This window comes from Clostridium sp. DL-VIII (genome assembly GCF_000230835.1).
Taxonomy (GTDB): Bacteria; Bacillota; Clostridia; order Clostridiales; family Clostridiaceae; genus Clostridium.
In genome coordinates this window covers 1666198-1690740 of record NZ_CM001240.1, presented here as the reverse complement: position 1 = coordinate 1690740, position 24543 = coordinate 1666198, and the positions used below count along the sequence as shown (strand labels likewise).

Annotated in this window: 17 protein-coding genes, 2 pseudogenes and 1 riboswitch; of the genes and pseudogenes, 7 read left to right on the top strand and 12 right to left on the bottom strand. The window is 30.0% G+C overall.

Annotated features, from left to right (window positions below):
• Nucleotides 1–11 precede the first annotated feature (11 nt).
• The 3 genes from CDLVIII_RS07730 to zapA form a co-directional block, all read right to left on the bottom strand.
• Nucleotides 12–2372 carry an endonuclease MutS2 gene (locus CDLVIII_RS07730; protein WP_009168884.1) on the bottom strand — a complete coding sequence of 787 codons (2361 nt, stop codon included), beginning with the start codon at nucleotides 2370–2372 and terminating at the stop codon, nucleotides 12–14.
• A 36-nt stretch (nucleotides 2373–2408) separates the two neighbouring features.
• The gene (locus CDLVIII_RS07725) at nucleotides 2409–4775 is read right to left on the bottom strand and encodes a U32 family peptidase (RefSeq protein ID WP_009168883.1); all 2367 of its coding nucleotides are present in this window, start codon (nucleotides 4773–4775) and stop codon (nucleotides 2409–2411) included.
• Between the two features lie 72 nt (nucleotides 4776–4847).
• Nucleotides 4848–6476: a cell division protein ZapA gene (gene zapA, locus CDLVIII_RS07720; protein ID WP_009168882.1), complete on the bottom strand. Its 1629-nt coding sequence runs from the start codon at nucleotides 6474–6476 to the stop codon at nucleotides 4848–4850.
• Between the two features lie 366 nt (nucleotides 6477–6842).
• On the opposite strand from zapA, the gene CDLVIII_RS07715 reads away from it, so the two are divergent.
• The 4 genes from CDLVIII_RS07715 to CDLVIII_RS07700 all read left to right on the top strand — a co-directional run bounded on the left by CDLVIII_RS07715 (nucleotide 6843) and on the right by CDLVIII_RS07700 (nucleotide 11146).
• Nucleotides 6843–8201 carry a Mur ligase family protein gene (locus CDLVIII_RS07715; RefSeq protein ID WP_009168881.1) on the top strand — a complete coding sequence of 453 codons (1359 nt, stop codon included), beginning with the start codon at nucleotides 6843–6845 and terminating at the stop codon, nucleotides 8199–8201.
• A gap of 14 nt (nucleotides 8202–8215) precedes the next feature.
• On the top strand, nucleotides 8216–8938 hold the full coding sequence (locus CDLVIII_RS07710) for a type 1 glutamine amidotransferase (RefSeq protein WP_009168880.1): 723 nt from the start codon (nucleotides 8216–8218) through the stop codon (nucleotides 8936–8938).
• Nucleotides 8939–9090: 152 nt separating this feature from the next.
• On the top strand, nucleotides 9091–10416 hold the full coding sequence (locus CDLVIII_RS07705; protein ID WP_009168879.1) for a D-alanyl-D-alanine carboxypeptidase: 1326 nt from the start codon (nucleotides 9091–9093) through the stop codon (nucleotides 10414–10416).
• 121 nt (nucleotides 10417–10537) lie between these two features.
• Complete coding sequence (locus tag CDLVIII_RS07700; RefSeq protein ID WP_009168878.1) at nucleotides 10538–11146, top strand: flavin reductase family protein; 609 nt, start codon at nucleotides 10538–10540, stop codon at nucleotides 11144–11146.
• Between the two features lie 91 nt (nucleotides 11147–11237).
• Here the strand turns inward: CDLVIII_RS07700 and CDLVIII_RS07695 are convergent, their stop codons facing one another.
• The 5 genes and pseudogenes from CDLVIII_RS07695 to CDLVIII_RS07675 all read right to left on the bottom strand — a co-directional run.
• Complete coding sequence (locus CDLVIII_RS07695) at nucleotides 11238–12389, bottom strand: hypothetical protein (RefSeq protein ID WP_009168877.1); 1152 nt, start codon at nucleotides 12387–12389, stop codon at nucleotides 11238–11240.
• 183 nt (nucleotides 12390–12572) lie between these two features.
• The gene (locus CDLVIII_RS07690) at nucleotides 12573–13415 is read right to left on the bottom strand and encodes a YitT family protein (RefSeq protein ID WP_009168876.1); all 843 of its coding nucleotides are present in this window, start codon (nucleotides 13413–13415) and stop codon (nucleotides 12573–12575) included.
• A 243-nt stretch (nucleotides 13416–13658) separates the two neighbouring features.
• Nucleotides 13659–14483 carry an ABC transporter permease gene (locus tag CDLVIII_RS07685; RefSeq protein WP_009168875.1) on the bottom strand — a complete coding sequence of 275 codons (825 nt, stop codon included), beginning with the start codon at nucleotides 14481–14483 and terminating at the stop codon, nucleotides 13659–13661.
• A complete protein-coding gene (locus tag CDLVIII_RS07680) occupies nucleotides 14476–15243 on the bottom strand; it encodes an ABC transporter ATP-binding protein (protein WP_009168874.1) in 768 nt (255 codons plus the stop codon). The genes CDLVIII_RS07685 and CDLVIII_RS07680 overlap by 8 nt, the downstream gene beginning before the upstream one ends.
• A 34-nt stretch (nucleotides 15244–15277) precedes the next feature.
• Nucleotides 15278–15745 (bottom strand): annotated as a pseudogene (locus tag CDLVIII_RS07675) (ABC transporter substrate-binding protein); the annotation flags it as partial.
• Between the two features lie 361 nt (nucleotides 15746–16106).
• Between CDLVIII_RS07675 and CDLVIII_RS07670 the strand changes: the two are divergent.
• Entirely contained in the window at nucleotides 16107–16424 is a 318-nt protein-coding gene (locus CDLVIII_RS07670) for a hypothetical protein (RefSeq protein ID WP_009168873.1), read from the top strand.
• A gap of 56 nt (nucleotides 16425–16480) precedes the next feature.
• Here CDLVIII_RS07670 and CDLVIII_RS29745 read toward each other — a convergent pair whose 3' ends face one another.
• Complete coding sequence (locus CDLVIII_RS29745; RefSeq protein WP_009168872.1) at nucleotides 16481–16654, bottom strand: hypothetical protein; 174 nt, start codon at nucleotides 16652–16654, stop codon at nucleotides 16481–16483.
• A gap of 340 nt (nucleotides 16655–16994) precedes the next feature.
• Here CDLVIII_RS29745 and CDLVIII_RS07665 point away from each other — a divergent pair, with 340 nt between their 5' ends.
• On the top strand, nucleotides 16995–18605 hold the full coding sequence (locus CDLVIII_RS07665; RefSeq protein ID WP_009168871.1) for a recombinase family protein: 1611 nt from the start codon (nucleotides 16995–16997) through the stop codon (nucleotides 18603–18605).
• Nucleotides 18606–18661: 56 nt separating this feature from the next.
• Here the strand turns inward: CDLVIII_RS07665 and CDLVIII_RS07660 are convergent.
• The 3 genes and pseudogenes from CDLVIII_RS07660 to CDLVIII_RS07650 all read right to left on the bottom strand — a co-directional run.
• Nucleotides 18662–19219 (bottom strand): annotated as a pseudogene (locus CDLVIII_RS07660) (ABC transporter substrate-binding protein); the annotation flags it as partial.
• A gap of 155 nt (nucleotides 19220–19374) precedes the next feature.
• Complete coding sequence (locus tag CDLVIII_RS07655) at nucleotides 19375–21480, bottom strand: methyl-accepting chemotaxis protein (protein ID WP_009168870.1); 2106 nt, start codon at nucleotides 21478–21480, stop codon at nucleotides 19375–19377.
• Nucleotides 21481–21512: 32 nt separating this feature from the next.
• Nucleotides 21513–22247, bottom strand: a complete 735-nt coding sequence (locus CDLVIII_RS07650) for an acyltransferase (protein ID WP_009168869.1) — start codon at nucleotides 22245–22247, stop codon at nucleotides 21513–21515.
• A 334-nt stretch (nucleotides 22248–22581) separates the two neighbouring features.
• Nucleotides 22582–22670: riboswitch (cyclic di-GMP riboswitch) on the bottom strand.
• A gap of 378 nt (nucleotides 22671–23048) precedes the next feature.
• Here CDLVIII_RS07650 and putP point away from each other — a divergent pair.
• Nucleotides 23049–24524 (top strand): sodium/proline symporter PutP, encoded by a 1476-nt coding sequence (gene putP, locus CDLVIII_RS07645; protein ID WP_009168868.1) that lies wholly within the window; start codon nucleotides 23049–23051, stop codon nucleotides 24522–24524.
• Nucleotides 24525–24543: the final 19 nt, after the last annotated feature.

Sequence of the window (24543 nt, the reverse complement as noted above, 5' to 3'; positions counted from 1 at the left end):
AAAGCTTATACTTAGGCTTTTAATTCTACCATAGTAACACCATCTCCACCTTCACCATAAACACCTAGTCTATATGATTTTACATGTGGGTGTCTCTTCAGCATATCATTTATAGCTTTTCTAAGTACTCCTGTACCTTTACCATGAACTATTGTTACTTCTCCCAAATTTGCTCTATAAGCATCATCTAAATATTTATCTGCTTTATAGCATGCCTCTTCAGCATCCATACCTCTTAAATCCACTCTTGATTCTACACTGCTTAAATTAAGCTTCACTTCTCGTTTCTTTCTTACTTTTTCTTCTTTAGTAACTTTTGTCTTTCTTAAATCACTTAATTTAACATTAATTTTCATGATTCCAGCTTCAACTTGAACTTCACCTTTATTATCTGGAAGAGATGTAACTATTACTTGTTGATTTAATGATGGAAGAAAAGCCTCCATTCCAAGGCTAACCTTAGTTATAGCTTCGCCTTCATTTTCCTTCATATTATGAATTCCTTTTTCTTTTGCTTCTAAACTATCTTTAAGCTTTTTACGTTCTTCTTCAAGCCTTTGCCTTCCTCCACTTGATATTCCTAGTTTTTCAAGTTCTCTCATAGCTTTTAGAATTTCATCTGCTTCATCTTTCGCATTTGATATTATCTCTTTTGCTTCACGTCTAGCATCCATATATGCCTTTTCTCTAGTATTATCTAATTTTTCAAGCTTTTCCTCATATTTTTTCTTAAGTTCTTCCGCCTGTTCTTTAAGCATTCTAGCTTCTCTTGCTTCCTGTTTAGCTATTATACTCTTTTCTTGAAGCTCTCTAATTAAATTCTCAAATTGAAGATTTTCTTCTGACATATATTCTTTTGCTCTTTTTATTACACCTTCTACAAGCCCTAATCTCTTGGATATTTCAAAAGCATTAGATTTTCCTGGAACTCCAATTAATAATCTATAGGTTGGTCTTAAAGTTTCTATATCAAATTCAACTGAAGCATTCTCAACTCCGTCAGTCTTTAATGCATAAGCTTTAAGTTCGCTATAATGAGTAGTTGCAATTAGCTTTGCTCCTCTGCTTCTTAGAGTTTCCAATATTGAAACAGCAAGCGCTGCGCCTTCTGCTGGATCTGTACCTGCTCCAAGTTCATCAAATAATGCCAAAGACTTATCATCCACATGCTTCATAATATTTACTATATTAGTCATATGAGATGAGAATGTAGACAAACTTTGCTCTATGCTTTGTTCATCACCTATATCAGCAAAAATTTCATTAAATAAGGCAATAGAAGAGTTATCTCTAGCTGGTATTAAAAGACCACTTAGACCCATAATATGAAGTAATCCAACAGTTTTTATAGTAACGGTTTTACCTCCGGTATTTGGCCCTGTTATCATTAAGGTTTGAAATTCTTTTCCTAAATAAACATCAGAAGGCACAACCTTATCACCTTCAATCAAGGGATGTCTTCCCGACAAAATGCTGAAGGTTCCATCTTCATTAACTATTGGCTTTATTGCATTTAAGGCTGAAGCATATTTTGCTTTTGCAAATATAAAATCTAATTCAACTAGTACCTTTAAATTGCTTAAGCATTGTTCTGCATTCATCTTAACCTTTTGGGAAAGCTCTGAAAGAATCCTTTCTATTTCAGCCTTCTCCTTAAGAACTAATTCTCTTATTTCATTATTTAAATTAACTAAGCTCATAGGCTCAATAAAAAAAGTTGCACCAGTTGAGCTTTGATCATGTACAAGTCCTGGTACCTGACTCTTATATTCTGATTTTACTGGAAGCACATATCTGTCTCCCCTCATGGTATACAAATCATCCTGCAGGTACTTTGAATTACTCTTCACTATAGAACTTATTTTTTCTCTAACTGAAGAATTTTTTTCCTTAAGAGTCCTTCTTATATTATATAGAGTTTGACTAGCTTTATCACTAATTTCATCCTCTGAAACTATGGCTCTTTCTATTTCGGCTTCTAATGTTTTTATTGGAACTAATATAAATGCTAAATCTTCAAGTCTTGGGTATGCTTTTTCTACTTCTTCTCTTTTAAAAAATTCCTTCGTAGTTCTAGAAGCTCTAAGCATTCCACCAACTCTTAACAATTGCTCCGGACTTAACGTACCACCTTTTTTAGCTCTTTCAATACCCTCATGAGTATCGCTAAGTCCTTCAAGTGGTAAATTCCCCTTTGTAATTAAAATCTCAAGCGCTTCATTAGTTTCCTCTAATTTATTATTTATTTCATATAAATTATTATATGGTTCAAGCTTATTAATAAGCTCTTTTCCCGCATTTGTTCTTGCGTACTTTTTGATTTTCTCTTTTATTTTATTAAACTCTAATATTCTTAGAGATCTTTCATTCATTTAATCACACCCCTTAGCTCAGTTAGCTGTGCACAGTTATTCAACGCCTCGTTTATAGTGGCCTTTTGTATATTTATTATCTTCATTCTTCTTTTTATTAGAAATTTGTTCTAATACATTGACAACTTCTTCGTAAGTTTCATCCTTAAAATCTACTCTAAAATTTTTTATATTAAATGACTTAAGTTCTTCTATTTCATCAATTAGGTTTGTAGATAACGAATTTAAAATATAACTTCTGCAGCTATTATCACATAATACACTGAAACTTTCATTCATCCTGTCTTTTAATTTAAAGGTATCCTTCATACATGCTTTATTGCATTCCTTCTTTGATGATTTATTGCCAAAAGTACTTCCAATAGGACAATATTCGCTAATCATTAGTTCAGTTTTACCATAAATATTAATTCCGACTTTACAATTAACACTTTTAGTTAATTCCTTTATTTCTTTTCTATTTAACTCTAAACTTAAGCATGGAATATCAACATCTTCTGCATAGAATTCCGCACCTTCTTTATTAAAGATATTTAGTTTATAATCACCTATTATGAACAATTTATCTTTATAAATTTTTATTATGCCAGCATTTGATGTTATTATTCCTTTTATATAAGGCATTAATTCTTCTATGACATTAACCACGTAATTAAATTCACCTTTAATTATATTAGGCACCTTTAGATATATATTTTTATCCTTTAAGCCTTGTTCATATAAATTCTTCAAATCTCCTTTATTCAAAGAATCTTTTAACTTACTGAAAAATATATCTAATGCAATATTCTGAATTTCAGGATTTTCTACCAATGCCTTCAATTGACCCTTTGTAATGCAGCTGTAAATATATCCTAAATCTTCATCACATTTTTTATTTTTTGCTTTTGGAGTCTCTAGAACTCTTTTTCTTCTATATGAGCTTACTTCTTCCTTTAATATCTTTTCAAATAGCTCTCTTCTTAAATTATTTATAGCTGCTATCCTTATAAATCCTTCGTCGAACTCATCAAAAATTATTTCATCAAATTTGTAAGGAATTTCTCCTGACTTACTTAAGGCTTCTTCAACTCTATCTCTTGTTAATGGCTTATTTTGAGCAGCTTCAACTATTTCACCATAAACCTTATGTTCTTTTCCATTCAACTTAGTTTTAATGCAAAGTGGTGAATTAACCTTAAACTCAACTTCCCCTACTAAATTCATTTTTCTCTTATACTGCTTTAAATCTTCTTTTAATTCATCATATAACTTTTTATCTGACATTTTATACAGCTTGTAGCTTTTTTTATAGCCTCCAGTTGGAAATAATTTAACCTTCTCTCCCCTGTGTGCTTCTTTAACTTCGTTATTATTCTTTAAGATTTTACTTAAAGTAAATCCATCATCAGCTGCAAATCTTATTCCATCTCCTAAAAACACATCTTCTTCTAATATGATTTCTCCATCATTCATAATTTGCCCTATAAATACTCCTGTATTTTTAGGATAATTATAACTCATCATATCTTTTCCTGTATTTTTATATAAATATGCTTTAGCGAAGCCTTCCCTATTAAATAATTTTGCCAGTTCTCTTCTTCCTTTTTGAAGATCAAACTTTGTATTTTTTAATACTTTATCAATTGATTTTCTATAATTTCGTGTAACACCTGCAACATACTCGGGTTTTTTCATTCTTCCTTCAACCTTTAATGATGCTGTTCCACTCTTTATTATTGCATCTATATCTTCAATTAAGCATGTATCCTTAGGACTTAAAAGATATCCTTTTCTCTCACCTAAAGTTTCACCTTTTAAAGTATATTGCATTCTGCAAGGCTGTGCACATCTTCCTCTATTTCCGCTTCTCCCACCAATCATAGAACTCATTAAACATTGTCCTGAATAACATACGCATAAAGCTCCATGTACAAATATTTCAGTTTCTATGCCCAAGTCTTTTGAAATATACTTTATTTCCTCTAATGAAAGCTCTCTTGATAAAACTATTCTTTCTAAGCCCTTTTCTTTAAAATATAAAGCTCCTTCTGCATTATGAATTGTCATTTGAGTTGATGCATGTAATTCAAAATCTGGGTATACATCCTTAATAAGACTTATTAAGCCTACATCTTGAATTATTAATGCATCTACTCCAATTTCATAGAGATATCCTACATATTTTAACGCTTCTTTTAATTCAGTTTGTTTTAAAAGTGTATTAATTGTAACATACACCTTTACATTATAACTATGAGCATAATCTAATGCCTTCATCATAGTTTCATTATCAAAATTTGAGGCGTAAGCTCTTGCTGAAAACTTACTGCCTCCAAGATATATTGCATCCGCTCCATTATTTATTGCTGCAATTAAACTCTCCATGCTTCCTGCTGGAGATAATAACTCAATTTTATTCATGTCTCTCCTTTTACTTAGGCATAATCAAAAAAATAACAAGTAAATCCGCCACCTATTTTCTTTCATAATGCCTTACCTTCTCTTTTTAACAATAGGTCCTACCTGCTCTTTTTTAACTTTTGCTACTTCTATTTCTGCATCTATAACTTTAGCCTGTAATTCAAAAACCCTATGTTGAAAACTTTTAGCTTCTTGATTAAGTGTGTTGTTTATATTAGTTAGTTCATCTCTTTCTTTTACTAATTCTGAAATTTCTTCTTTTAAATCCTCTATAGATCCTTGACTTGAATACAAGTCATTTTCTTTAGCCTCTATTTCTTTTTTTAGTTTTAGAAAGATACTTTCTTTATTTTCTAGTTCTTTTTCTAATCTTTCCACTGCCCTTTCTTTACTACCAAGTTCTTCTTTGACTCTTCTTAATTCACGGTCCATATTTTCCAATTCTTTGCTCAATTCTTCTATTTCTTCAACCTTCGAATTAATTTTCTTTTCACATTCTGCCTTAGCTTCATTAATTTCAAATTTTAATTTTTCATTACTACTTCTTGTGAGTTCTAATTCTTCCTGTAAAACTTCCTTTGTTCTATCGCCTTTTTCTATTTCTTGTGATAACGTATCATTAGCATCTCTTAAATTATTAATCTCATTATTTAATATTTCTTGATCACCTTTTAATTTAGAAATTTCAGTTTCTAAATCAACTTTTTCCTCATTCATTGTATTAATTTGATTTGACAAAGTTTCATTCTCTCTAGTCAACTTATTTAATTGTTCATCGCATTCTGCAATTTTATTGTTTGATGCTTCATTTAAATCAGTTAACTGCCTATTGAGCTCCTCTTTCTCTTCCTCAAACTTTAAAGTGATTTCATTCCTAAAACTTACTTGTTCTTCTAATTTTATTTTATACTCTTCAATCTGTTTATTGTAGCTAATGCACTCTTCATTTAGTTTTTGTTCATTTTCCTTACATAATTCATATTTTTTATGCAATTCTAAATTCTTAGTATTAATTTCGCTTAATTCATTATTTATTGTCTCTTTTTCCTTATTAATTTCTGCCATTTCGCTTATTAAAGTTTTTACTCTTTCAGCAGATACCTGTACTTCCCTATTCAATTTTTGTTCATTACTTTTAACTTCATCAATTTTTTTATAAAGGCTTTTATTTTTTTCTTTAATTTCACTTACTTCTTTACTTAATGCCTGATTAATGTTTTTCTTTTTATTAAGTTCATCTGCTATTGATTTATATTCTGCAATTAACTTTTGATTTTGAGCTTTAAGATCGTTTATTGTATTATTCAATGAATTGAAAGCTGAATCTGCATCTTTATATTTTATCTGCAGCGCCTTTTCCTTTTCCTCAAAATCAGCTTTAATACTTGCAGTATCTTTAACAGAACTTTCTAATTTCAAGCTTAACTCACTCAACTTTTTCTTTAGATCGTCATTTTCTGCTATAATATCTTCTTTATCTTTTATATACTTGTCCAATTGCAAATCACATTCATAAAGTTCATCTGCTATATTTACTGCAGTCAAAACTGCAGCCGCGGTCGAACTTAAGCCTGCTCTATTTGATATTATTTCTTTGATTCTTGTATCTACAAAATTTGCCACCCCTAGCAAATACTTTTCATCTTTTTCCCCTTTTAGATTATAATTGATACCATTTATGTTAACTGTTACCTTGATCATAATAACACCTCGTAAAATTCTTTGTCTCACTTAATTATATTGTATATTCCTTAATAAAACAATTGTATATGCCCAACAAAGTGCGAATTCTTCACTTTTTCTTAAGATTATTTATCCTCAAAAATTCAATTCACATTTTTTTTAATTATTAAGATATAATTCTCTATTTTATTGTTAATTAATTTAAGTATATTTTCTTACCAAAAATATTTTCGTAGTTATTAGTTTTTGTGCTATACTTATTTTGATTATTTTATTGTTTAGTGTTATTTAAGGCACAATCAAAAAATAAAAAGTTCATGTGCCTAAATGATTAACATTACTTTATTGTGTTAATCATTCTTATTATAAAACTAGAATTGGACGGTGAGTAAAATTAATATTAAATCCATTTTAAGCATATTATTATCGAAAATTACTGCATTTCTTGCGAAACATGTTGTAAAAGGCGGAAGTAATTTTCCTGGTAAAATAGCATTAAAAATTGATAAGTCAATATTAAAAAAGGTCAGTAAAGGATATAGAGTCATCTTAGTAACTGGAACTAACGGAAAGACAACCACAACCAGTATGATTTATAACATCTTAAAGGAAAACAAATTCAATGTTATTACTAATAATACTGGTGCTAATATGTATCCTGGAATCGTGGCTTGTTTTGTTTCAAACTACTCTTTTTTTAGAAAGAAGGAAAATCCGTACGCAGTAATAGAAGTAGATGAAGCCAATGTTAAGTTTATTACAGAACATCTAACTCCTGAAATAATAACTGTAACCAACTTATTTAGAGATCAGTTAGATAGATATGGCGAAGTTTATACTACCTTGGTTAAAATAATGGAGGGAATAGAAAAAGTACCAACAGCAAAACTTGTTTTAAATGGAGATGAATCTTTGCTTGGTAGATTAGAGGTTAAAAATCCAATAGTATATTATGGTTTCAATACTCCTATTAAGGAAAATACGTCTTTAGATTTAAACGCTGATGCAAAGTTCTGTAAATTTTGTAAAGCTCCTTATTCCTATAATTTAGTTACTTATAATCATTTAGGGGACTTTTATTGTCCAGAGTGTGGGTATAAACGTGCAGAGCTTCAATATGCTGTAAATAAAATCTTTGATTTAACTCCTGAGAATTCTTCCGTTTTGATTAATGATTGTGAAGTCTTTATAAGTCAATCAGGGGCTTATAATATATATAATGCTTTGTGTGCTTTTGCAATTACAAAAGAACTTGGTGTATCTGATTCAGTTATCAAAACATCACTTCAAAACCAAAGTTCAAGCTTCGGCAGACAAGAGCAGATAACTCTAGGAAATAAGGATGTACAGATTATCTTAGTTAAAAATCCTGCTGGATATAACCAAGCTTTAGATATTCTTGCTTTAAACAAGGATGAATTTTCAGCGGTATTCATGTTAAATGATAATTATGCTGACGGTCGTGATGTTTCCTGGATATGGGATGTAGATTTCGAAAAAATATCTGCTCTAAATATTAAAGATATTTTTGTATCAGGGCTTAGAATGTATGATATGGCTGTAAGACTGAAGGTTGCAGGGCTGAGCATTGATAAATTTGTTTTAAAAGAAGATTATGAAGAATTAACAAATAAAATTAAAGATTCAACCACAAAGAAAATATATATCCTTGCAACTTATACTGCAATGATAAATTATAGAAAATATCTTCATTCAAAAGGTTACATCAATAAATTATGGTAAGGAGATAAGAAATTATGGAATTAACTATTTGTCATTTATACCCAGATTTATTAAATGTATATGGTGATTTAGGCAATGTACTTATTCTAAAGCATAGAGCGGCTCTTAGAGGAATTGATGTAAATATAATTAATTCTTCTTTAGGTGAAAATATCGATGAAGAAAATGTGGACATCATCTTCTTTGGCGGTGGTCAAGATTATGAACAGTCTATAGTTTCAAAGGATTTAAACGAAATAAAAAAAGAGGCTTTGACTAGTTTCATTGAAGCTGGAAAGGTTATGCTTGCTATATGTGGCGGCTATCAACTATTAGGTAAATATTACACTGCTCCAAACGGCGAAAAGATAGATGGTATTGGAATTTTGGATGTTTATAGTGAAGGTGGAGACACAAGATTTATCGGAAATACAGAAATATTCAATGAGGAATTTAATGAAACTTATGTAGGTTTTGAAAATCATTCTGGAAGAACTTATATAAATAATCATACCCCACTTGGAAAATGCATTCATGGATATGGTAATAATGGTGAGGATGGTTTTGAAGGCTGCATTTATAAGAATACCTTCGGCTCATACTTCCATGGTTCTTTTCTTTCTAAGAACCCTGAGTTTGCGGACAGACTTTTAAGCTTAGCATTAAAAAATAAATATGGCGAAGATGTACAGCTAAGCTCATTAAATGATGAATTTGAGTTAAAAGCTAAAAATTCTATGATAGAGCGATTGAAATAAGCACCAATTGTAATATATTGTATCAAAATTTTACATTACATTTATTGTTATAGCTTTACATAAATGATATACTAGAAATGTTTCAATATACTTATGGCATGTCTATTTTTTAATATGCCTCATACGTTTAAATAGAATTGGAGAGATTTGACTTGAAAAAAAAATCAATTTTAAAAGCACTTGCATTAACCCTTTCTCTTTCATTATTTAGCCCATTGGCTATAGCAAGTTACGCAGCAAATTCAAATACAACACCTAAAACTGAGGCTTCAGCACAAAACTTACCAGATATTAAAGCTGAAGCAGCATTAACAATGGATTTAGAAACAGGGGAAATTATTTATTGTAAGGATGCCGATAGCAAAAGATATCCTGCAAGTACAACTAAGTTGTTAACTGGTCTTTTGTTATCTGAAAATAAGAAATCTACCGACGAACTTGAATATACTAAATCTGCAAAAGAGCAGCCTGAATATTCTATAAATCTAAATTATATGCACAACACTATGCAGCCTGGTGATAAAGTAGGTGCTGATGACATAATGAAAGGACTGCTTTTATTCTCTGGTAACGATACTGCATATGTAATTGCTGACAATATAGCTGGTGATGCCAAAGCCTTTGCTGATTTAATGAATAAAAGAGCAAAGGAACTTGGAGCTACTCACAGTAACTTTATTACTCCTAATGGTTTGCATGATCCAGACCATTATACTACAGCATATGATCTTTCTTTAATCATGAAAGCAGCTTTTGCAAATGATTGGGAAAGATCAACTATGGAACTTCCAACAGCTCCTGTAACAATTAAAAATTCTAGACTGATTCTAGAAAATAGAAATGTAACTCTTGGCAAAAACGGTAATCTTGCAGGTAAAACTGGAACTACAAATGAAGCAGGTGGATGTTTAGTTACTGTATATGAGAGAGATGGGCGCCAAATAATTGGTGTTGTTCTTAAAAGCAGACAGCTTGATAATGCTGATATGACTAAATTTAATGATATGGATGCTATCATGAATTATAGTTACGCTGCCACAAAACAAGTTTACAAAACAAGTGGTGAAAATGTAGGAACAGCTGAAGTAAAATATAAGCCTTTTATTGTATTTGGACCTACTAAAACTATTTCAGTACCACTTAAGCTAACTCAAGATGTAAATTACTACAAAAATGACATTAATGATGCTGAATCTCAAATTACTTATGATGGAACAGATTCTAGTGCATGGAGTTTACTTTTTAGTAAAAATGCTAAATTAACTTATACTACAAGAAATCATTCTGAAGAAGTTGCAGGTACAGTAGATGTTTCTCTTGGAAGCCTAATTAAAGATAATTTACTTACATATATTGCAACTATCGTAGTAATAGCTATAATAATTACTTTAGTGGTTCTTATTAAAAATATGGCAGCTAACTCTAGACGTAAAAAGAAAAGTTATTATGGCCGTTCAAATAAAAGACGAAGATATTAATAACTTAACAAATTAATATATTAATTTGTTTTAATGCAATCTATATAAGCATCTTTAAATAAATAGGCGGTATACGTTCTAATTATTTGGAGATGCTTTTTTTAAAGGAGTTAAATTGAAAATGGATAAAATTGATCTTAAAGGAAGTGTAATTTTAAACCCAGTACCCGTAGTTTTGGTAACTTCTAAAAATAAAGCTGGAAAAACTAACGTTTTTACTGTTGGATGGACTGGTACTATAAATACAAAGCCTCCTATGCTTTATATTTCTGTAAGACCTGAAAGATTGTCCTATGAATATATAAAAGAAACTATGGAATTTGTGGTAAATTTACCTGGTTCAGATTTAGTAAAAAAAGTAGATTACTGTGGAGTTAGATCTGGCAAAAAAAATGATAAAATCACTGAGATGGGATTTACCTTAAAGGAAAGCAGTAACATTTCAGTCCCTTACATAAATGAATGTCCTATAAATATTGAATGTAAAGTAAAAAACATAATTCCGCTTGGAACTCATGATATGTTTATAGCTGAAGTAATTGGATCTCATGTTAATAAAGATCTATTTGATGATAAAGGCAAAATTCATTTTGAAGATGCAAATATGATGTCTTATTGCCATGGAGAATATTATCCTCTTGCAAAGAGGCCTACTGGCTCTTTTGGATTTTCGGTTATGAAAAAGAAAACTAAAAAGCGCAGAAATCTTCAAAATCAATCTGAGAAATAGTTTCTTCTAAACATTGAAAAAGGCTGTTTCAAGATAATTATTCTATACTAATAATTATTTTGAAGCAGTCCTTTTTATAGGTAGATAAGTTCTATAATATAAAATGTTCCTCTAATGCTTTAATCATCTCATTTTTAAAAGAATCATACTTATTTACATAAGTTACTTCTTCATTTTTTTTATCATATATAACAAGCGAAATATGTACATTCTCATCGTCATCATAAGAAAGTAAGTATCCTAATTCCTTATTATAATCTAAATCAATTTCTTGAAAATCATTTGAAGTAATTTCATATAGATTTCCTTCTTTTTTTTCTAAAGACATATATCTTTGCTCATTACCTTCTCTTGAATTAAGTTCTTTTTCTTGATTTTTTTTACAGTACTTCTCATGATTCAGGGTTATAAATATATTTTCTTTATTATACCTGCCAAACGTGAAATATAAATACTTATTCTTTTTGATAAACGAAATCACAGATTCCTTTATTTCATAATTTAAATGGTTATATTTCTTTCCATCCTTACTTATAGATGACAGCAAACTTGTATATTTTCCATCCCAAATAAAATATTTTTTTTGCCATTCTTCAAGAAATAACAACAAGTTTAAGAAATCTAAATCTTTATATTTCTTTTTTATTAAATACTCACTTTCAAGTACATCCTCTAACTTTTTTTCTATTGACTCATCTATTTTTTCTTTCACAGCTTGTCCTTGTTTTTTTAAAAAATCACTAAAATCATTTCCAACACTAGAAGTTAAAATAAATTTCAAGATTATCTTATTATATTTTAGAATATTTTCTTTTTTTTCCTCTATACTTTTCCCAAAATTCATACTGCAGGTATCTAAGTATTCTTTTATTAAATTTGAATCTTTCTGTATATATCCTTCTCTTCTTAAACGAATCTGACTTAGATCTCTTTTAATATATTCATCCATAAGATAGTCTTGTTTTTTAGCATTTTTAGTTTTTATTGAAGTAATTATTGGTATAGTCTTTGATAATTTTTCTTCTAAAGCTTCTTCAACATTTACAATATAATTTTTAGGAAATTTAGAATCGCATTTTTCATGTAGACTTTCTTGAAACTTATTAATCACATTAATTTCTTTAAGAATATCCAGCTCTCTTTTTAATATAACTTTTTCTTCAATTTCTGAAACAATTAATAATTTGCTTTTTTCAAAAGCATATCCTACTCCATAAGTTATAAGTAATTCCTCTTCTGCCATATTTGCTTGTCTCCCACATATCTTATTATTTACATTTTCAATAGTTTTATAAATAATTTAGCTTATATGCTTAATTATAATTTGCCGCTAATCTTATAATCAACAAGTAAATATTAGTAAACCTATGCTATAGTGCCATTCCTAATAATAAGCTATATAAATGTATTTTTTTATTAAGTATGCCTAATTCTCTAAACTTTTAAAGCCTTTTCCTAAAACCTCACTTGTTTCATTTACTGTAATAAATGCTTCTGGATCATTATTTTTAATAAATTGCTTTAATTTTATAAATTGGCTTCTTTTTAATATAGTCAAAACCACACAATTACTTTTACCAGTATATCCACCCTTGCCATAAAACACTGTACATCCCTTATCTATCTCATTAATTATGTAATCTGAAATAAGTTTTTCATGTTCAGTAAACACCATAATCTGCTTCGATACATTGAAGCCATCTATGAACTTATCAATTAAACTTCCTGTTAAATATATGCTGACTAATCCAAACAGAGCTAATTCCTTACCAAAAGTATACATTGCAAGGAGTACCACTACAGAATCAGAAATTAAAAGACTTTTCCCAAAATCAATATTTAAATATTTATTTAAAATTTTTGCTATGATACTTGTTCCACCGGTTGTTGCATCTTGAGTAAGCATAATTGCTGTCCCAAGTGCCAAAAGTACACTTCCAAATATTGAAGCAAGCATTAAATTATCCGTAAAAGCTACTGGTGTATAAATCTTATCCATAATTGCTAATATGAATGATAATCCAAAAGCTGCATACATGCTCTTAATTCCAAAGCTTCCCCCAATAAGAGCAAACGCTAATATAAATAATATTACATTACACACTACCATAACAGTTCCTGTTTCAATTCCTAAAATATTATTAATTACAAGCGCCAATCCTGAAACTCCTCCTGAAGCTATTCTGTTAGGAAAGAAAAAGAATTCAAGTGCTATTACTACTAATATTACTCCTATTGTTATGATTCCATATTCTTTTAATTTTTTCATATTCTCCTCCGTTTTGTCATAAAGTTGTTATATGTACCTGAAAAATATAGTTATATTATAATATTTTTCATATTTCTATACATATATTACCCAACTATATGAAAAAAATAAAGCTATTCCTACTGTTTAATTAAAATAATTATCAAATATGCAATTTTCTAATAAGCTTTTAATATATTATAAGCTTTCTCTTAAGAATGTTTTTCTTAAGAGAAAGCCCATGACACAAGTGAAAACAATAATCTAATTTCTATTTCTGACCAGCTTCTTTTCCATTATTGCAACAATTTCATACATGATGAAAGCGATAATAGAAAGAATTACTATACTCATCATTACCATATCTAATTGGGCAACCTGCCCGCCATATACTATTAAAAATCCAAGTCCATTTCTAGCTACAAGAAACTCTCCCATTATTACGCCGACCCAGGATAACCCTACATTTATTTTTAATGCTGAAATGAAAACAGGAATTGAATATGGAAATATTAGATATCTTAATATTTGCAGCTTAGTAGCTCTAAATGTATTCATTAGCATAATTTTTTCTTTATCTATCTCATTGAAACCTGTCAGTACACTTATTATTGTTGTTATAATTGATATTAAAAGCGCAATAATGATTATAGCCGGCATACCATTTCCAATCCAAAATATTATAATTGGAGCCAAAGCAACCTTAGGAAGTGCATTTAACACTACTAAATATGGATCTAATATCCTTGATGCTCGAGGACACCACCACAAAATCACAGCTATTAATACCCCGAATATTTCACCCAAGGAGAACCCTAAAATAGTCTCATAACAGGTAACACCTATATGCTTAAATAAACTGCCATCTTCATATAAAGATATGAAGGATTCAACTACTCTAACTGGACTAGAAGTTAAAAATGGATCAATCCACTTAAAAGTAGCAGCTATCTGCCATAAGGCAATAAAAATAACAAGTATTAGAACCCTGCTTATAGTTATCCATCTTCTATCTTTCTCTACTTTTTTTAGAAATAGCTCATGTTCCTTCGTTAATTTTCCTTCTTGTACTACTTTCTTCTTAAACATTTCCTTGATCAAGCTCCTTCCATAGCATGTTAAAGTAATCGCTAAATTTTACATCTTTTCTCTTTTGGAATGGAGTTAAATCATCTTGATTAAAATAAATAGGAACCTCTACCTTTACATTAGATGGTCTTTTAGATAATACTATTACCTTTTCCGACATGGAAGTAGCTTCTGCTATGTCATGAGTTACCATTACCGCCGTCTTCTTTTCAGTCTTTATTATCTTATAAACATCATCGCAAACTATTAGTCTAGACTGATAATCTAAGGCAGAAAATGGTTCATCTAAAAATAGTATTTCTGGATTTAACGCCAACGTCCTTATAAGTGCGACTCTTTGCCTCATTCCCCCTGATAATTCGCTTGGATAATGATTTTTAAATCTTAATAAACCATAAGCATCTAACAATTCATTAACTCTGGATTTTGCTTCATCAGTTAATTGTTTCTTTATTTTTAATCCAAGAATTACATTTTCCCAAACAGTATTCCATTCAAAAAGATGATCTTTTTGAAACATATAACCTATTTTATCTAAGTTTTTCTTTATCTCCTCACCTTTGTATAGAACCTGACCTTGAGATGGTTCTAATAATCCACTCATTATATTTAATAATGTAGATTTTCCACAACCAGATGGCCCTAATATTGAAATAAATTCTCCACTATCAACTTCAAAGTTTATATTTTTTAAAGCCGGTGTTTCTCCTTTAACAGAATGATAATACATAGATATATTTGATATTTTTAACAAGCTCAAATAAAATCACCACCTTCTCATCTTTATGTGACATTTACTTAACTGCTTTTTCAGCATAAGAATTATCAACTATCTTAGAAAACTCTGGTCTTTGTGGAAGCAAGCTCTTATCATAATCTGAGATTATATCCATAAGTCTATTTAAATTTTCTTCTTTAATCTCTGGTGTATGAGCTATTGCATCGATGTTTTTATAGTTGTCTATAACAGTCATAATCGTATCTTTATCTGTTCCTGGAAAATATTTAATTATGCTGTCTGCTGCTTCTTCTGTACTATGACTAAAGAACCATTGTTGCCCTTCGTAAATTGCCTTTGTAAAACCTTCAATTACCTTAGGATTTTTATCCATATAGGATTTTGTAGAAAAGAAACAAGTATAAGGCATAAGTCCTGATTGTTCACCGACTGAAGCAAGTATAGTTCCTGTACCGTCCTTTACAAGGGCAGATGCTGTTGGTTCAAAAAGTGCCACATAATCTCCAGTACCTCCCTTAAATGCTCACTACATGAAAAAGCGATTTTAGGGATCCCCTCTTAATTTTTTTTTAAGAATATGCGTAATTTAAATCGTATTTTTTACCAATCCAATTTTTGTTCTGTATCCCATATTATTTTTTTTATGGTTATTGTTGAAATAAATCATAAAATATCGTACAATGGAATTGTCATAAAGTAGGTATTGAATATTTACCCCTTATAAATTTCAATACTTTATATACCCTAAATCCCTATATATAAAAGAAACTAGTTTACCCTCTAGTTTCTTTTTTTATTTTGAATATATTTTTTCTATCTTCACATAATAAAAAATATACTTCTTTATATTTTACTAACTAAGAATTATGAAAGGTGGTCATGTAATGAAAAAATATATTACTGTATTCTTTATTTTTTTATTTTTATCATTTACTATGAGCATAGCAACTACTATGGCTGATACTAAGCCTTTCTCTCAAGGATTTTATACATTAAAAGATTTAAACCTAATGGAAAATACTAATTATGCAGTTCGAAATACTTCCACTAATTATAATGCCTACTTAATTATTTTTGACGATCAAGAACGAATACAAGAATCTGTTCGTTTAGAGCCTCAATCATTAAAGCATATTCTACTTCCGCTTAAATCTAATTATAATATTTTAATAGTTGGTAAAGGTGATATAGTCTTTTCTTAATATACAAAACTCTTCATATTGAATCGGACACCACATATGTTTTTGATTTCTAAGAATTAATTTGTTTTTAATATTTTTAAAGCGTTATTTAACACTTGCAGCCTTATTTCTGGAGGACACATTTTCATAACAGCAACAACTTGCAATTCTGCCACTAATTCGTCAAAACCTTTTTTGTCATCCAATCCTACTAATTCTATTATGGTTGCCTTCAATATATCACCTTTCATATCTATTCCTCCAAATATAATATAAATCATTTCATTATATGTTTTATTACCTCAATACGTTACCTTAAAAGATTTATTATTATAAATGCAAATATCATTTACAGGTATTTTTTTATTATCTAGTAATCATCTTTCGCACTTTTATCAACTTGACTATCAAGTAAATTAAAAATATCTTTTTCTATTTGCCACGTAGTAAATATTTTCATAATGCATATAATTGCTGTGAAGTATAGTATTTTTTCCACTAATTTTTAATAAATATATTTAGCTGTACTTAATCGATTTAATCTATGTATAAAGCCGCAAGCACTAACATAAATATTTTGGAGGTATAACTATGAAAGCAGCCATTTACTCAAGAAAATCAAAATTTACTGGCAAAGGTGAAAGCGTAGAAAATCAAATAGAATTATGCAAATTTTATGCTAAAAATAATGGTTATGATGATATTTACATATATGAAGATGAAGGTTTTTCAGGTGGTAACATAAACAGACCTGAATTTAAATCTATGATGAAAGATGCTAAATCAAAAAAATTTGATGCAATTATCTGCTATAGACTTGATAGAATTAGTAGAAATGTTTCTGATTTCTCTACTCTTATTGATGAGTTAAAAAAACTCGGCATAGATTTTATTTCAATACGAGAGCAGTTCGATACTTCTAGTCCTATGGGTACTGCCATGATGTTTATTAGCAGCGTATTTGCTCAATTGGAGCGTGAAACCATAGCTGAACGTATTAAAGATAACATGTATGAACTTGCAAAAACTGGCCGATGGCTTGGTGGTACTCCGCCTTTTGGTTTTTCTTCCGAGCCTGAATATTATTTAGATAATAACTCTAAGCAAAAAAAGATGATGAAATTATCACCTATTGATAAAGATCTCTCTCTAGTAAGATTCTTCTTTGAGCAATATTTATTTCTTGGAAGCCTTGGAAAGCTTCAAAAATATCTTCTAGAAAACAATATTAAAACAAAAAGAAATTCTAACTGGGATATAAAAGCATTACAACTCCTACTTAGAAATCCAGTTTACGTTAAATCCTCTGATCTCGTAATAAATTATCTTTCAAATAAGGGTACAATTGTATTTGGTAAACCAAATGGTAATGGGATTTTAATCTATAATAAAAAAGACTCTAAAGATAAATATAAGGATATTAGTGAATGGATTCTTTCTATCTCAAAACATGAAGGAATAATTGAAGACACTTTATGGATTAAAGTTCAAAGACAATTAGATAAAAATAAGGATCTTGCTCCTAGATTAGTTAATGGCAGTGCATATTGTGTATTTAACTCTGTGTTACATTGTGCGAAATGTGGTGGAAGAATGATACAAAAACAAGGCCATATTTCTAAAAGAACTGGTAATATACTTAGGTATTATGTATGTATAAATAAAATTAATCCAACCGCTACCGTCTGTGATTCCAAAAATATAAGAATTGATAAGTTAGAAGAATCTGTTCTAAAAGAGCTTTTTAAAGCCTCTGAAAATAAAGGCTCATTAATTAAAGCCATTGAAGAATATAAAAAATCCTTAGAAACTGAATCTATAGATAAAAATAATATAAAATCCTATGAGAAGCAAATCTCTCAAAAGAAGCTAAAAATAAAAAATTTAGTAGACAAGCTTTCTTTAAATCCTAATATATATGAATTACTCTCTTCCAGAATCGAAGAATTAAACAAAGATCTAAATAAATTAAAACTTAAGAAGTCTGAATTAGAAAACATTAATGATTTTAAAGCCGCTATCAAAGAAATTGATGCTTATACTTCTATGATTCTTAACTTTAAAAATTTATGGGAAAATGCTGATCATTTTACAAGAAGGTTTCTTATAAATTCTCTTATTAACCATATTTCTTACAATTCAGATACTAACGAAATTATTATTACTCCGCTTTGCACCAATAAGTCCCATTTAAAAAAATAAAATGTTAATCTATACCATACTTTCATGCGCCTGAAAAGGCGCTTTTTAATGTAGCACTCAAATGCGCCTGCAGTTGCAGCAAAATCTATATTAGTAACCATATCAACATCAGTTTTAGGATTAATATTATTTTGCTTCATGGCATATTCAAAGGCCATTTCTGGTACGCCACCGGGCCTTCCACCTATGATTTTCTTCCCTTTTATATTTTGCCAACTGAAATTATCCTCTTTATTTCTTCCAACTAAAAATGACCCATCCTTTTGTGTAAGCTGAGCAAAAAGTATTGGGTAATCTTCTCTTCCTTGATTATTAATATAAATTGTTTGTTCTGGACCACAAAAACCAATATCTGCTGATTTACTCATAACTGCCTGCATAGTCTTATCAGCACCTTGTCCTGTCTGCAAATCAATTTCAATTCCATTTTCTTTAAAATATCCCTGACTCATTGCTATATACATTGGTGCATAGAAGACAGAACGAGTTACTTCATTTAAACGTACAGTTACTATACCACCACTAGTAGATTTACTATTACTGCATCCAAACATAGATATAACCATCACACATGAAATCATTAAACCAATTAATACTCTCAATTCTCTTTTCACGAAGAAAGCATCTCCTAATAGTATTTATGGTGTATAGTATGATATTTTATCGAAGATTGTTCTAATTTATAGTAGTTATGCGCATAAAAAACTATTGCAAAATAATTAATATCATTTTGCAATAGTCCTCTAACATGATTTCATATTTTATATAACTATTTAACTTTAAATTGTGCTACTAACTCACTTAGTCTGCTTGCAAGTTTTGATAATTGGCTGGCTGAATTTCCGATTTCATCCATAGTAACTGCCTGTTCTTCTGCAGATGCTGATACTTCTTCTGTTGCAGATGCTGTTTGTTCTGATATAACTGATGTTTCCTGCATTTCTGCCACAGTATCTTTAGCTGTCTTAATCATTGTTTCTGTAGAATTATATACATCTCTTACTACATCAAAAATATTACTTATGGCTTTTTCAATATTATCAAAATGAGATTCAGCTTTAACTGCTGTTTCCATACCAACAGTTATTTCTTTTGAACCTTCATTCATACTATTAGTTATATTTTCAATTTGCCCTTGTACACCACTTATTAGCTTTGATATCTGGCTTGCTGCAGTAGCTGATTGTTCCGCAAGAGTTCTAACTTCATCTGCAACAACTGCAAATCCTTTTCCTTGTTCTCCTGCTCTTGCTGCTTCTATTGCTGCATTTAATGCAAGTAAGTTAGTTTGACTTGCAATGTTAGTTATTACTTCAACTATTTTCCCAATCTCATTTGATTTTTCAAGCAATATTTTGCTTTCTTCCAGATTAGTTTGATTATTATCAACAATTATTTTCATACTAGCTACAGATTTATCTATAGCTTCAAAAGCAACTGCACTTATATTGTGAGATTCCTCAGCTGTTTCAAGCATATTGTTACACTTATTCACAACTGCTCTGCTCACTTCTTCCATTTCAATCGTCTTTTCGCTGGCTATTGTTACCTGCCTTGATTGTTCAGTAGTATTTCCCGCTATTGATTCTATTGCCTTAGCAATTTCCTCAGTAACTTTAGTACTGTCATCACATGAATTAGCAAGACTTGCAGAAACTTCATTAACTTTGGCTGACTCATCAGTTATATCCTGCACTATTCCCCTCAATGCTCCAATAGTATTATTAAAGGCTTCTGCAAGATTTCCAATTTCATCTTTGGATTTTACTTCAACTGATCCACTTAAGTCCCCGGTTGATACAACCTGAGCAAACTTATTAAGCTTTACTAAAGGCTTAATTAAATGAGTTGTAACCGCAAATATTACTATAGATAAAATTACTATGATTGCCACAGCTAATCCAAGCATCATTAATATAAGGCGATCAGCTGATGCAAAAAGTTCATTTTCATAAACTACATTAACAACTGTCCAATCTGCTACTGGCACCTTAGCATAAAAGGCAATCTTTTTATCAGATCCGCTTCCAAAGCTGAAAACTCCTGGCTTACCCTCTTTAATAAGTTCACTAAGTTTAGTCAAATCAGGATCATTCACTGAATCTATTTTTTCTTTCATAGCCCAGTCAGCATTTGGATGAACAATAAATGTACCATCACTGCCTATTAGCATTCCATATCCTTTATTTCCATATTTTAAATTCTTTACTTGATCTTCTACGGTTTCAATTGTTACACTGGCAGCTGCTCCAATTATTGCTTTTCCCTGATTATCTTTCTGCCACGCAAACATCATAACAACATTTTTATCATAAGCTTGAGAGTATGTAGGTTTAAATATTGCGTCATAAGGTACACCATTTGTTTTAGAATATCTTTCTCCTGCTTCTTGTGCAGCACCTTTGGCCCAGTTAGCTGTAGCAAATTGTCCATTACTAACATTGTAATATCTTGCCTGAAGCTTATTTAACCCATCTGGACTACTCCATTCACTAGGTTCTATATTATTTACTATATGTAAGGCTGCATATTCATTAGGATACGCATTATTTATAAACTTAAATCTTGATGAATTTATTTCATCTATCAATGCTAATGAACCATCATTACTTTGTAAATCTACATTGGGATTTTTCTCCAAAAATGCATTAAGCATTGGATTCTGAACCGTTTCTTGAACTTCTCCTAATCTTCCGGTTAACCACGTATTTATATGATTTGTTGATTCAGTTGTTCTTTCTGACATTGAGCTAACCAATTCGGTCTCTAATATATGTCTAAAATTTATATATGCAACTCCTGTTAAAGATAGTAATCCTACTATTACCAATGGCAAAATTGCAACCATAAATTTTGATTTAAACGACATCTTCATAATCAATCTCCCCCTAAACTTATGTAAAATTTCTATTGTTGAAATTCACTATTATGTAACCATATATGGTTTAATTCTGCTTCCTTTTTTTCAAAGTTTTTTCTTTCTCTTATTGGCTTTGCTGGAACTCCACCGACCATCGTATTTCCACTTACATCTCCAACAACTAGTGAACAGGCCGCTACTATTCCTTGTTTTTCAATTGTCACACCAGGTAATATTGTTGTATTTGAATATACTTTTGCATAATCCTTAATTATTACTGGTGCATATGTTCTTGATACGTGATCATGCTCTTCATGAGAATGTGTGAAAACTGTCACTCCTTCAGTTAATGTAACTGAATTTCCTATGACTATTCCACCTTTTGAATCTAAAAATGTTCCCCTATTTAAGAATACATTATCTCCTATTTCTATGTTATCAGGTACATTGAAACGAACATTTTCTTCTGCTATGAAGTTTTTTCCACAAGACTTAAATAACTTCTTTGCTAACAACTGTCTATACGGAATAGCAAAGTTAGCTATAAGACACATTGGTGACTTATCTAAAACTTCCCATAAAAAATGTAGATATCTTTTTTCCTTTGTGAATCCTAATTCCTTATTCTTAGGTAAATAATCTCCATACAATTTTATCTCATCTAAAATTTCTAAAGGAAAAGGACATTTTATTAAATCTAAAATTTTTATTACACTTTCTTTATTTACCTCTTCATTTAATATATTTTTTACTTTTTCTAACATCTCTTCTATTTTACCCATTTTATGTATTGATTACCAAAATTGCAAAGATAATCTTCTCCCTTCCCCGTTAATGTGCACTGCAATTTTTAAAATATTGAAATATCGCTAGGTTACACAAACTATTAAACAACTGATTTCTGAATTTAAAATAATAAAAATTTAACTTAATTACCATTATCAACTTAAGTTAACTTTTAACCTAAATATGTTACACTCCTTCCTAACCTTTATGCATTTTATCATGCACTGCTTATATAGCTCACTTTTTACTAAGGAAAATTTTCAACAAAAAAGGTGCCTATAAGTATTTAGGCACCAAAAATATTATAATCATGTTTTATAAAAAAATAAATTTGGCAACCTGACGATCATAGAAAAAAACTTTCCCTTAGACTCAAAGCTTTGCGTCCTTACCTTTCGATAAGTATGCTATTAACATCATAATATATACTATTATATTCCATTATTACACTAATTATATTAAATTTCAACATTTTATATTAAATCTATATTAAGTAAAATGAAAAAAAGTTCATTTTATATCATCATAAATCTGTTTTTTCCATTATATAACTTTTATTTTTTTTTATGTTGAATTTTATTATTTGTTTATAAACGCTTCAGATTAATATCATATTATTTATTCCTATTTGGCCCTAATACAACAATCTCATATTTATTATTCTTTTTACTTAATTGTTATTTTTTAAATAATATGTTAATATATCATTGTTATTTTTAAAAATTTCCGATTATATTGCATAAACATTTTTAAATATGGAATTTTGTTTTTTATATTTACAGAAAGGATGATTCAATATGAAATTATGGTCCATTGCTGCTATTGCAATCTACATTCTCATCTTACTCATAATTGGATACAATTCATACAAAAAGACCTCTAATATTTCAGACTATATGCTTGGAGGCAGAGGTCTTGGTCCTATGGTAACTGCTTTATCAGCCGGAGCAAGTGATATGAGCGGCTGGATGCTTATGGGGCTCCCAGGTGCAGTCTATTTAACCGGTATATCTAGTCTTTGGATTGGAATAGGATTAACAATAGGTGCCTATTTAAATTATCTTTTACTTGCTCCACGTTTTAGAGTTTATACTGAGGTCGCAAACGATTCTTTAACAATTCCAGATTACCTTGAAAATCGCTTTAAGGATAAATCAAATGTTTTGCGTTTAGTATCTGGAATCGTAATACTTGTATTTTTTATTCTATATGTTTCATCAGGAATTGTAGCAGGAGGGAAATTATTTTTAGATACTTTTGGATTAACCTATACTATGGGAGTAGTAGTTACTTTATCTGTTGTCGTTCTTTATACTTACTTTGGTGGTTTTTTAGCAGTAAGCCTTACCGATTTCTTTCAAGGAACACTAATGTTTATCTGCTTAATCATGGTGCCACTTGTAGCATTTATCAATATAGGAGTAGATCCTGGCACCTTTACAAATAAGTTGACTAATATTGACCCTGCATTGTTCGACATGTTTAGAGGAACCAGTATAGCTTCTATCATCAGTCTTCTGGCTTGGGGCCTTGGTTATTTTGGTCAGCCACACATTATTGTTCGTTTCATGGCCATAAAATCTCCAAGGGAACTAAAATCAGCACGAAGAATTGGTATTGGATGGATGGCAATTGGTCTCTTAGGTGCTGTTGCAAGTGGTCTTGTAGGACTAGTATATTTTACAGAACATAAAACACCATTAAGTGATCCGGAAACAGTCTTTCTTCGTCTCGGAGATATTTTATTCCATCCGTTTATTACAGGAATTATACTGGCAGCAGTACTTGCTGCTATCATGAGCACTATCTCATCTCAGCTTTTAGTTTGCTCTAGTTCAATTACAAAGGACTTTTATCTAACATTTTTAAAGAAAGAAGTTTCTGAACACAAACAAATGATAATAGGAAGATTATCTGTACTGATAGTTGCAGCTTTAGCAACAATCCTTGCATATTTACCTAATAAGACAATCCTTGATATTGTTGGTCAAGCATGGGCTGGTTTTGGTTCATCTTTTGGACCACTTCTCCTATTAAGCCTTCATTGGAAAAAAATGACCAAATGGGGAGCATTATCAGGTATGATTGTTGGTGGATTAACAGTTATAATATGGATAGCTTCAGGTTTATCAAGCTATCTATATGAAATGATTCCAGGTTTCTTCCTATCACTTATATCTATTGTTATTGTCAGCCTTCTAACTTATAAGCCTAATAGCATTATTGATAAAGAATTTGCTACAATGGAAAAGACATTGTTAGATATGAACTAAAGTTATATTGGATTATTTT